The sequence below is a fragment of the Ruegeria sp. BHSA162 genome (assembly GCF_059613385.1).
The window spans coordinates 1-10,937 of the sequence record NZ_JBXWSK010000102.1; the positions used below are offsets into that span (position 1 = coordinate 1).

The 10,937-nt window shown below is 58.5% G+C and carries 11 protein-coding genes; 5 read left to right on the forward strand and 6 right to left on the reverse strand.

Annotation, left to right across the window (positions count from 1 at the left end; translation table 11 throughout):
* The first annotated feature begins 63 nt into the window (after positions 1-63).
* Genes AC2FM5_RS17985 through AC2FM5_RS18000 form a run of 4 tightly spaced genes read left to right on the forward strand, consistent with a single transcriptional unit; the run spans position 64 to position 4,311 of the window.
* Positions 64-1,674 carry a L,D-transpeptidase family protein gene (locus AC2FM5_RS17985; RefSeq protein ID WP_496737229.1) on the forward strand — a complete coding sequence of 537 codons (1,611 nt, stop codon included), beginning with the start codon at positions 64-66 and terminating at the stop codon, positions 1,672-1,674.
* 37 nt (positions 1,675-1,711) lie between these two features.
* A complete protein-coding gene (gene lpxD, locus AC2FM5_RS17990; protein ID WP_170449969.1) occupies positions 1,712-2,803 on the forward strand; it encodes a UDP-3-O-(3-hydroxymyristoyl)glucosamine N-acyltransferase in 1,092 nt (363 codons plus the stop codon).
* 32 nt (positions 2,804-2,835) lie between these two features.
* Positions 2,836-3,093 (forward strand): acyl carrier protein, encoded by a 258-nt coding sequence (locus AC2FM5_RS17995; protein ID WP_093962086.1) that lies wholly within the window; start codon positions 2,836-2,838, stop codon positions 3,091-3,093.
* Positions 3,094-3,102: 9 nt separating this feature from the next.
* On the forward strand, positions 3,103-4,311 hold the full coding sequence (locus tag AC2FM5_RS18000) for a beta-ketoacyl-[acyl-carrier-protein] synthase family protein (RefSeq protein WP_496737231.1): 1,209 nt from the start codon (positions 3,103-3,105) through the stop codon (positions 4,309-4,311).
* Between the two features lie 50 nt (positions 4,312-4,361).
* On the opposite strand, the gene AC2FM5_RS18005 is transcribed toward AC2FM5_RS18000, so the two are convergent.
* Entirely contained in the window at positions 4,362-4,973 is a 612-nt protein-coding gene (locus AC2FM5_RS18005; RefSeq protein ID WP_170455287.1) for an invasion associated locus B family protein, read from the reverse strand.
* Positions 4,974-5,441: 468 nt separating this feature from the next.
* Between AC2FM5_RS18005 and AC2FM5_RS18010 the strand changes: the two genes are divergently transcribed.
* Positions 5,442-6,989 carry a helicase HerA-like domain-containing protein gene (locus tag AC2FM5_RS18010; protein ID WP_496737233.1) on the forward strand — a complete coding sequence of 516 codons (1,548 nt, stop codon included), beginning with the start codon at positions 5,442-5,444 and terminating at the stop codon, positions 6,987-6,989.
* Between the two features lie 42 nt (positions 6,990-7,031).
* On the opposite strand, the gene AC2FM5_RS18015 is transcribed toward AC2FM5_RS18010, so the two are convergent.
* The 5 genes from AC2FM5_RS18015 to AC2FM5_RS18035 form a co-directional block, all read right to left on the reverse strand.
* Complete coding sequence (locus tag AC2FM5_RS18015) at positions 7,032-7,286, reverse strand: hypothetical protein (protein ID WP_093962083.1); 255 nt, start codon at positions 7,284-7,286, stop codon at positions 7,032-7,034.
* A gap of 188 nt (positions 7,287-7,474) precedes the next feature.
* Positions 7,475-8,788 (reverse strand): branched-chain amino acid ABC transporter permease, encoded by a 1,314-nt coding sequence (locus AC2FM5_RS18020; protein ID WP_170357869.1) that lies wholly within the window; start codon positions 8,786-8,788, stop codon positions 7,475-7,477.
* The gene (locus AC2FM5_RS18025) at positions 8,785-9,795 is read right to left on the reverse strand and encodes a branched-chain amino acid ABC transporter permease (RefSeq protein ID WP_093962081.1); all 1,011 of its coding nucleotides are present in this window, start codon (positions 9,793-9,795) and stop codon (positions 8,785-8,787) included. The genes AC2FM5_RS18020 and AC2FM5_RS18025 overlap by 4 nt, the downstream gene beginning before the upstream one ends.
* A gap of 210 nt (positions 9,796-10,005) precedes the next feature.
* Positions 10,006-10,335 carry a hypothetical protein gene (locus AC2FM5_RS18030; RefSeq protein WP_170357867.1) on the reverse strand — a complete coding sequence of 110 codons (330 nt, stop codon included), beginning with the start codon at positions 10,333-10,335 and terminating at the stop codon, positions 10,006-10,008.
* A 329-nt stretch (positions 10,336-10,664) separates the two neighbouring features.
* A partial coding sequence (locus AC2FM5_RS18035) for an ATP-binding cassette domain-containing protein (RefSeq protein ID WP_496737234.1) occupies positions 10,665-10,937 on the reverse strand: 273 nt, incomplete at its 5' end.

Here is a 10,937-nt window from a genome sequence, read left to right on the forward strand (position 1 = left end):
GTGAAACATAATTGTCGGGCGCAAAAACTAGTGTTCCAAGTTATTGAAAACCAAGGCTATCCCATGAATTCTGTCCGTCGGACCTGTACGATTTTTCTGTTTGCCGCAAGCATCGCCGTGTCGGCCACATCCGTTCAGGCGGCTCCGACCCAGGCTGAGAGTTTCGCGTTTCGGATGGCTGTGGCGGAAAGCGCAGGGACAACCCCGGATATCGCGTCCTTCTATCGAGAACAGGAATTCGCGCCGATTTGGGTGGGTCCTACCTCTGATCACGCGGCGCGTCGGTCGGCACTTATCAAAGCATTGTCCCATGCTCAGATGCACGGGCTTCCGGCCGAACGATATGACGTCGATGGCCTGATGGCGAAGATGGAAAGCGCTCGGTCAAACCGCGATCTCGGAGCGCTTGAGGCAGCGCTGAGCGAGGCGTTTGTCCGCTATGCGCAGGATATTCAGTCCGGGCTGCTGCGCCCGGCTCAGATCGATGCCGGCCTCGTGCGTGCGGTCGAACGGAAGCCAGCCTCGGAACATCTTGCGGCGATGATGAAATCCACCGACGGCTCTTATCTCGCGCAGCTTCCGCCGCAGTCCAGCCAATACCGGGCGCTTCTCAAGCAGAAGATGGCGCTGCAGTCACTGAACGAACATGGTGAATGGGGGCCGACCGTTCCAACCGGAAAATACGAACGCGGCGATACGGGGCCGAGCGTCATAAAACTGCGTAATCGTTTGGTTGCGATGGGGTTCCTCAAGCCCACGGCCAGCCCGGAATATGACGACTCCATGGTGGCAGCGGTGCAAGCCTTCCAACGCGCCCATGGACTTGAACCAGATGGTGTCGCCGGCCAGGGAACGATTGCCGAAATCAACCGTTCACCTTCTGACCGGCTCAAGGCGGTGATGGTTGCGATGGAACGTGAACGCTGGCTCCCTCGCGAGAGGGGGGCACGGCATGTTCTGGTCAATCAGGCCGACTTTTCCGCGAAAATCGTCGACGATGGTCGGGTGACATTTGAAACACGTGCAGTGATAGGCAAAAACACCAGCGATCGTCAAAGCCCCGAATTTTCGGATGTGATGGAGCACATGGTGATCAATCCCAGCTGGCATGTGCCGCGCTCGATCATCACCAAGGAATACCTGCCGAAGTTGCGGGCCAACCCCAATGCCGTCCGGCATCTTGAGATCACCGATCGGCGCGGGCGCCAGGTGAACCGCAATGCGGTGGACTTCAACCAGTTCACGGCTCGCAGCTTCCCGTTTGCGATGCGCCAGCCTCCGGGGCAGAGCAACGCTTTGGGGCTGGTCAAGTTCATGTTCCCCAACAAGTACAACATCTATCTGCACGACACCCCGCAGAAGAGCCTGTTCGCACGCGAAGTGCGCGCCTTCTCTCACGGGTGCATTCGTTTGGCGCAACCTTTTGATTTCGCCTATGCTTTGCTGGCAAAACAGGAAGAGGACCCCAAGGCCTTTTTCCACAGGGTGCTGGGTACCGGACGTGAAACCAAGGTTGACCTCAAACAGCCGGTTCCGGTTCATCTGATTTACCGCACCGCATTCGTCGGGCCGAAGGGCGACGTGCAGTATCGGCGCGATGTCTATGGTCGGGACCAGAAGATTTGGGATGCCCTGCAAAAAGCAGGGGTGGCCCTGCCGAACGTTCAGGGGTAAGCACAGGGCGCAAAATCCTGCGACAAGGAAGCCCGCGATGCAGTTCACCTTACAGCAAATCGCCGATGCTCTGGGGGCGCCGGCCGAGGGAAACACCAGCCTGACGATTCTGAGGGCGGCCGAGCCCAAGGATGCTGGTCCGACCGATTTGGCTATGGCGATGGCTCCGAAATACGCCGAGGCGCTTGCTGAGGGTCAGGCGCGCTGTGCCGTTCTGTGGGAGGGTGCCGACTGGCGCGCACTGGGTCTGGAGGGCGCCGTGTTCGTTGGCCGCCCCCGTATGGCAATGGCCGGAATTACCACGATGCTGGACCGGGGGCAGGGCGTCGCACTTGGGATCCATCCTTCGGCGGTCGTGGACCCGACGGCCGAGATCGCCGGAGATGTGTCCATCGGGCCTCTGGCCGTTGTCGGCCCCCGGGCCCGCATCGGGTCCGGAACGGTGATCGGCGCCCAGTGCCACGTTGGTATGGATGTCGTGTTGGGCCAGAACTGCCTGTTGCGCGAGATGGTCAGCATCGGCGCGCGTGCCATCATCGGCGATCGCTTTATTGCGCAACCCGGAGCCAGGATCGGCGGGGATGGGTTCAGCTTTGTCACGCCGGAGGTGTCGGGCGTGGAAAACGTGCGCAAGACCATGGGCGACGCCGGAGACGCCAAAGCGCAGAGCTGGTTGCGTATCCATTCTCTGGGTGCGGTCCAGATCGGCAATGATGTCGAGGTTGGCGCGAACTGCACCATCGACAATGGTACGATCCGCAACACCGTAATCGGAGACGGCTCCAAGTTGGACAATCTTGTTCATGTCGGGCACAACACCCAGGTCGGCAGGGACTGTTTGCTGTGCGGTCAAACCGGCGTGTCCGGTTCGGTCGAGATCGGCAACAACGTGGTTTTGGGTGGCCAGACCGGAGTCGTCGACAATATCTTCATTGGTGACGGCGTGATCGCGGGCGGCGGAACCAAGATACTTTCGAATGTCCCGGCAGGTCGTGTGATCATGGGCTATCCGGGCGTGAAAATGGAAACGCACACCGAAATCTACAAGGCGCAGCGTCGGCTTCCTCGCATGGCCCGTGACGTAGAGGCGCTTAAAAAGACGGTTTTCAAACCCTCGTCGAGCGATTAAATCAACCGCAACGCGACAATCAGGGGAACGACATGAGCATCAGCGACCGCGTCATCGCAATCATTGCAGAGCAGGCCGTGCTGGAGCCGTCCGACGTGACGCCCGAAAGCTCTCTGGAAGATCTCGGAATCGATAGCATGGGCCTGGTTGAAAGCATCTTTGCTATCGAGGAAGAATTCGACATCTCGATCCCCTTCAACGCCAACGAACCGACGGCAAGTGATTTCGACATCTCGAATGTTGCAGCGATCATTGCCGGGATCGAAAAACTGGTCGCGGAAAAGGTCTGATCCGCGGTCATGAAACGGGTTGTCATTACCGGCGCTGGCACGATCAATTCGCTGGGCCATTCCGTGCCCGACACCCAGGAAGCGATGCGCGAAGGCCGTTGCGGCATTTCCGAGCTTGAATTTCGTGACGTCGACCGACTGAGCATCAAAATTGGCGGCCAGGTCCGCGGGTTCGAGGCCGAGGGCCGGTTCAATCGTCAGCAGATGGCGCTGTATGACCGTTTCACGCAATTCACTCTGACTGCGGCCAAAGAGGCGATCGACCAGTCGGGGCTGGAGTTTCACGGCGAATTGGCCGTTCGGTCGGGGGTCGTTCTGGGAACGGCCGGTGGTGGTGTTTCGACTTGGGATGACAACTACCGCTCGGTCTACGAAGACGGGAAGAACCGGGTCCATCCGTTCGTCGTGCCGAAGCTGATGAACAACGCGGCCGCAAGCCACATTTCGATGGAGCACAACCTCAAAGGCCCCAGTTTTACCGTTTCGACGGCCTGTGCATCGTCCAACCACGCGATGGCGCTGGCGTTCCAGATGGTGCGCAGTGGCGCCGCCTCGGCGATGATTACCGGTGGGTCGGAGTCCATGTTGTGTTTTGGCGGGGTCAAGGCTTGGGAAGGCCTCCGGGTTATGTCGAAGGACGCGTGCCGGCCGTTCAGCGCAAATCGCAATGGCATGGTTCAGGGCGAGGGCGCCGGTGTGTTCGTATTCGAGGAATACGAACATGCGCGTGCTCGCGGCGCTGAAATCCTGTGTGAGGTTGCGGGCTATGCGATGTCTTCGGACGCGACGGATATCGTGATGCCCAGCAAACAGGGCGCGGCCCGCGCCATGGCCGGGGCCTTGAAGGACGCGGGGCTGAACGCAAGTGACGTGGGCTATATCAACGCCCACGGCACCGGAACCGCCGCCAATGACAAGACCGAATGCGCAGCGGTCGCGGATGTATTTGGACGCCATGCCGACGATCTGATGATCTCGTCGACCAAATCCATGCACGGCCACCTTATCGGCGGAACCGGCGCGGTTGAACTGTTGGCCTGTATCATGGCCGTCCGTGACGGCGTGATTGCTCCGACCATCGGGTATGAAGAACCCGACCCGGAATGCGCTTTGGACGTCGTACCAAACGAGGCGCGCGAGGCCGAAGTAAATGTCGCACTGAGCAACGCCTTTGCGTTTGGCGGTCTGAACGCGGTCTTGGCCCTTAAGAAGGTATGAAAAAAGCCGCCATCGGATGATGGCGGCTTTGGTCATTCATTTTGGCGTGATCAGTTGGTGTTGACCTGCAGGCCGTCAAAGGCAGCGGTAAATCCGCTCAGCGACAGATCCATGTTGATAACCTGATCGGGCGCGCGTGCGGGCACCAGTGAAATGGTAGCCTTCGTTCCTGCTTTCATCGCGTCAATGTCGCCCTGCGTCAGACCCAGCTGTGCAACGCAACCGACCGGAACACAGTGGTGATAGTTGTACAGCTTGCGCGGTGCGCCATCGATCGAGATGGCCAGTTGTGCCTGCAGCAGGGTTTCCAGCGGAACAATGACGTTTGCCCAGGCTGCGGCGGCACCACCGGCGGGCAGCTTGCCAACGGTAATCTCGGCCAGAGGTTCATTCTGCGCACCGTTGAGAATCTGAACCATCGCGCAGGGGTCATCTCCGGATTGCGCCTTGATGCAGGAGATCTCCCAGTCGCCTGACTTCTCGCGAACATATTGCTCGCCGACACGCGGGCCGCTTTGACCCAGATCCAAGTTGGAGCCGGTATCCGTGGTCTGACCGGCTTGCGTCTGCTCTTGAGTTTCAGTCGTGTCTTCTTGGGCGAACGCGCCTGAGCCCAGCAATGCAGCCGTTACCAGGGTGGCTGGAACAAGTTTGGTGATCATCAGTGCCTCATTGTGCTGATACAGCTTTTTCAAACGTCTCTAGCATTCCTGCTCGGCCGTGTCAGTTGCAAAGCGCGCGCCGCACACGGGATTGGACGGATTTTTGCCGACCCATCGGAGGCCACCTGAAGTGACGCCGGGAAGCCTTTGAGTACAAACGACAAAGGGAGCCGTACGTGCGGCTCCCTTCAATCAATGTATCTCCCCGTCGGACTGGCCGACTTAGTTATGCCCGAACGTTACGAGAGGCGAACCCAGTGGTCAACTGCTAACAGCGAAATTTAATGTTTCCACAAGCAGAAACTTGGCAATTTCAAAAAAAGGGCTGTGCCCGAAAGCACAGCCAGTCGACAGGGAGGAAGTTTGCCCACCACACGAGGGAATTGCGAGGCGGGCAAAATCACTATCGCAGTCAAAGGTTAAGTTTGTATGGTGGTGCCGGGACGCTAAGTTTTGGGACGTATCAATATGACGGAAAACGTTTTTGTCGGCGGTGGCGGTGTTGATTACAAGCAGCCGCAGGGTTTGACGCTGAAATATTCAAACAGGCACGGCTTGATTGCCGGTGCAACGGGGACGGGCAAGACCGTGACCCTGCAAATCCTGGCCGAAGGGTTCTCGCAGCAGGGTGTTCCTGTTTTCCTGTCTGACGTCAAAGGTGACCTGTCCGGACTGGCGCGTCCCGGCAGCCCCGATCACAAGTTGCATCAGGCCTTCATGGACCGTGCCCAGCGTATCGGGTTTGCCGATTACTCCTATGCCGCGTGCCCGGTCACGTTCTGGGATCTGTTTGGTGAGCAGGGCCACCCTGTCCGGACAACGGTTACCGAGATGGGGCCGCTGCTGTTTTCCCGGCTTCTGGACCTGAGCGAAGCGCAGGAAGGTGTGCTGAACATCGCCTTCCGGGTTGCGGATGAAGAGGGAATGCCGCTGCTGGATCTCAAGGACTTGCAGGCTCTTCTGGTCTGGATTGGTGAAAACCGGTCGCAGCTGTCCCTGCGCTACGGAAATGTCTCGACCGCTTCGATCGGTGCCATACAGCGACGATTGCTGGTGTTAGAAAACCAAGGCGGCGCGCGGCTGTTTGGTGAGCCCGCGCTCGAACTGTCGGATTTGATGCGGCTGGATGAAAACGGCCACGGGATGGTCAACATCTTGGCTTCTGACAAGCTGATGCGCGCGCCCGGGCTGTATGCCACGTTCCTTTTGTGGCTGCTGAGCGAACTGTTTGAGGAACTTCCCGAAGTCGGCGATCCCGACAAGCCCAAGCTGGTCTTTTTCTTCGACGAAGCTCATCTGCTGTTCGACGATGCGCCCAAGGTTCTGGTGGACAAGGTCGAGCAGGTCGCGCGATTGATCCGATCCAAAGGCGTTGGGGTTTACTTCATTACGCAGAACCCGGCCGACATTCCCGAAGATATCCTCGGGCAGTTGGGCAATCGCGTCCAACATGCTTTGCGCGCCTTCACAGCACGCGATCGCAAGAATTTGCGGCTGGCCGCGGAAACCTATCGGGAAAACCCGGCCTTCGACACGGAAACCGCGATCCGGGAGGTCGGAGTGGGCGAGGCGTTGACCTCGATGCTCGAACGAAAGGGCGCGCCGGGTATGGTCGAGCGGACATTGATACGTCCGCCGGGTTCACAACTGGGCCCGATTACCGACGCCGAGCGCAAGGCTGTGATTGAGGCGTCTCCGATGGCCGGAAAATACGAAACGCTTCTGGATCGCAAATCGGCATTCGAAATCCTGCAGGCGCGCGCAGCCAAGGCCGCGGCCGAGGCCGAGGAAGCCGAACCCGAGGAGCAAGACGACACCCGGTCGGTGTCCGAGCGGGAGTATTCGGCGGCGCGCAGATACAGCGGCAGCAGAGTAGGGCGATCGTCTGCACGATCGGTCCGAAAGCAAGACAGCTTTGCCTCTGCCATGAGCGAGGCAGTCATCAAAGAGCTGAAAGGAACCACAGGACGCCGCATCGTTCGCGGCATTCTGGGCGGGCTGTTTCGCAACCGTTGAGTTTCATCGCCCTGCCAGCCGGAACTGGCGGGGCGTGCCGCGTCAGCGCTTGAGGCGCCGCTGTCCTTCCTGCTGGCAATAGGCGTCAGCTTCGGGAACCGACATCTTGGTGGCCGGGAAATCAATCGCGCGATCCCAGTCAACCCGATCCTGGCGATACAGTTGGCAGGTCACGACGCCCTTGGGCGTCTGTACCTGGACGGGTGTGGTTTCCAGTTCACGGGGGCTTGGGATACATCCGGCCACAACAGCCAGGACCGGAACCATAAGGGCAATTTTCTTTGTGGAAGTCTTCATGGTGCAAGAACTTTTCTTCTGGGTCAGAGTTTACTCGTTAAGATCGGCGCATCAGGTGAGTGGTGTTTCGAACAATATGCGCCGATATGGTTCATAGAGTGTGAAGCCGTCTATTGATTTTTCAAGCCGCAATCAAGAAACCGCGCCATTCGCATGGCGCGGCCTGACGGTTTCGTGATGAAAGATGTCTACTTCTCGGGGATCAGGCCCCTTGGGCTGAATCTGAGAACAATCAGCAGGATAAGCCCCATCGTGAACAGGCGCATATGTGCCGTGCTTTCGATCAGGTGGGCCTTAAGCGCGCTGCCATCTGGCATGCTGGAAGTGATCAGGTTCATAAGCCACAGACCGATCGGTTCGACCTCGACCCACAGGAACCAGATCAGAAAGGCCCCCAGGACCGAGCCGAAATTGTTGCCGGAACCGCCGACGATCACCATCACCCAGACAAGGAAGGTGAACCGGAGCGGTTGGTAGGCGCTGGGTGTCAGCTGGCCGTCCAGCGTCGTCATCATCGCCCCGGCAATGCCACAGATGGCCGAGCCCAGAACGAAGATCTGCAGATGACGGCGGGTGACGTCCTTACCCATGGCTTCGGCGGCGACCTCGTTGTCGCGGATCGCGCGCATCATGCGGCCCCACGGGCTTTTGAGCGCCATCTGAGCCATCCAGAGCAGGATGAGAAGCACGATCAGGAACAGGAATGCATAACCCAGTTTCACCCACAGGGTCGAAGCGGTCACCGGGTCCAGCCCGAATGAGGCTGCACGTTCGACGAAGGACGGGTCGCTCTGCAGGTCAATCTCATAGCCCACGATAGGTGAGGGGCGGGGGATGCCGTAGACGTTCTTGACCCCTCGGGCCAGCCAGTCCTCGTTTTTCATGATCGCAATGATGATCTCGGCGATGCCCAGCGTGGCAATCGCAAGGTAGTCCGAGCGCAGACCCAACGCCGTCTTGCCAATCAGCCAGGCAGCGCCCGCGGCCAATAGCCCACCCGCCGGCCACGCAAGCAGCACCGGAAGATTCAGCCCGCCGATATTTCCCGCAATGGCTGGGTCGATGGCTTCGACGGCAGCGATGCTCGGGTCGAACACAGCGCGATAGACGAAGAACCCGACGACGAGGATTGCGATGATCGCCAGCGTTCGTGCCCGGCCCTTGGGCATTTTTTGCGCGGCCATCACGGCTGCGACAACGGTCGCCGCCCCCAGCAGAAGCGCCAGCACGATCCCGTATCCGCCCGCGGACCAGGCTCCGGGTGTCGGAGGGGTAGAGACCAGCACAACCGCAAGTCCGCCCAGCGCAACAAAACCCATGACGCCGACATTGAACAGTCCGGCAAAGCCCCATTGCAGGTTCACACCGATCGCCATGATCGCGGAAATCAGACCCATGTTCAGAATCAAGATCGCCGTGTTCCAGCTTTGAACGAAACCGGTCAGCAGGATCAGCCCGCCGACAATCACGAAAAGCAGGGTGTTTTTGACTGCTTCGTTCATACCGCTTTCCCCTTGAACAGACCCGTTGGCTTGAACAGAAGCACGATCAGCAGAATGACGAAGCTGACGGCGAATTTGTAATCGGTGGACAGGAACTGCACCAGGCCCGAAGGTTCGAGGCTTTCCGGGGCAAGGTAAGTCAGCACCTTCTTCCAGGCATAGGTGATCGTGACTTCGGAAAAGGCGATGATGAATCCGCCTGCGATCGCCCCAATCGGGTTGCCCAATCCGCCCACGATGGCAGAGGCAAAGATCGGCAGAAGCAGCTGGAAATAGACGAATGGCTTGAAGCTCTTGTCCAGCCCATAGAGAACCCCGGCCGTCGTGGCCAGTGCCGCAACGATGATCCAGGTGATCATCACCACACGTTCCGGGTTGATGCCGGACAACAAGGCCAGATCCTCGTTGTCGGAATAAGCGCGCATCGACTTACCGGTGCGGGTCTTGTTGAGGAACCAGAACAGCAAGGCGACGGCAACGACGGCGACGATCACGGTGATACCCTGCGAGGTTTTGATCGCAAGCCCCTCATCCAGCCCGGTCATCTTTTTGAAATCCCGCGCAGAAATCAGGAACCGTGCCCCATCCGAGAACCTTTGGTCATCGGGGCCGATGATGAAGCGCACCAGCCCATTCATGATGAACATCACACCCATGGACACGATCACAAGGATCACAGGTTTGGCCTTTTGCTCGCGGTAGAACCGATAGACCAGCCTGTCGGTGATCAGCACCAGAAGGATGCACCCCAGGATCGCAAACGGAAGCGCCAGAAGCGCCGTCGGCAGGGGCCCGAACCCGATCCCTGCGGCCTGAAGACCCCAGGTGACCAGCACGGCAATCATTGCGCCGAAGGCCATCGTATCCCCGTGGGCAAAGTTGGAAAACCGCAGGATGCCGTAGATCAGGGTGACCCCCAGCGCCCCAAGTGCCAACTGACTGCCATAGGCAACCGCAGGCACGATCACAAAGTTCGCAAGCGCAACAAGCGCATTCAGTAGGTCCATTATGTTCTTCTCACTGTCCGGGTGCGGCTTTATGGCATGACGCCGACAAAAGACACAACAATTTGGAGCATGATTTTTGCGGCTTTGTGCATGTTTTTATGCGGTTTGGCGGACATTCATCACACGCGCTCCAACCGTCTGCCGATCCCCGAAAGAAAAAGACCGCGCCACCATGTGGGACGCGGCCTGAAATCGCAGATGATTGCGGGACTAGGCTCCGGTTTCCATGCATTGGCCGCGGTCATTCTGAAGGACCGGACGGCGAATGGACAGGTTGTAGGACAGATCAGGGCTTTTGACGAAGAAGGTCATGACATGCTGTTCGGTCGCCAGGATGAACGTCATATTGTTCAGTCCAGGAAACACCTGAGCATCCCCGGTCGTGTCACCGAATTTGACCGATCCCTTTTGCTCGCCTTCAAGCCGTGTCAGCCGGTACTCGGTTCCATCAATATCCGATATGCACACAAACTCGCGTTGCTGAGCCACAGCGCCAGTTGCCAAGTGTGCGACCAGTGCGGCGATCATCCATTTCTTCATTTTGACTTCCAATTTTTGTGCCCCCCAAATGGGGCGCGTTTCGGGGATTGGTGTAGTGGTTCGGGCGCAGCGATATTTTTGAAATTTGACCTGATTAAAGCAGCAGATTGGCATTCCGAGAAATTCCACAGGCTTTTTGAACCGGTGCGCTGCCAGGAAATAATTTATATTTTTCAGATGCCTAATAAGGGTTCTCAGGAAGAAGGGTGTGGCCGGCAACACCTATTGCCATCTTCTGGCCTTCAATTTTGCGCAAAGCGATCAAGCAAAAGGGCCAGTCGAGAATCCCGACCGGCCCCATGAAAAAACCGAATTCTGAAAAGCGTCGGTTAGCCGCCCAAAAACGACTTGCGCACTTCCTCGTCCGCCAGCAGTTCCTTACCGGTTCCCGTGTATGCATTGCGGCCTTGGACCAGCACATAGCCCTTGTCGGCGATCTCAAGTGCCTGGCGGGCATTCTGCTCGACCATCAGGATCGGAAGGCCAGTGCGCGACACTTCGATGATGCGGTCGAACAGTTCGTCCATCACAATCGGCGAAACGCCCGCAGTCGGTTCGTCCAGCATCAGCACTTTGGGCTTGGTCATAAGCGCGCGGCCGAC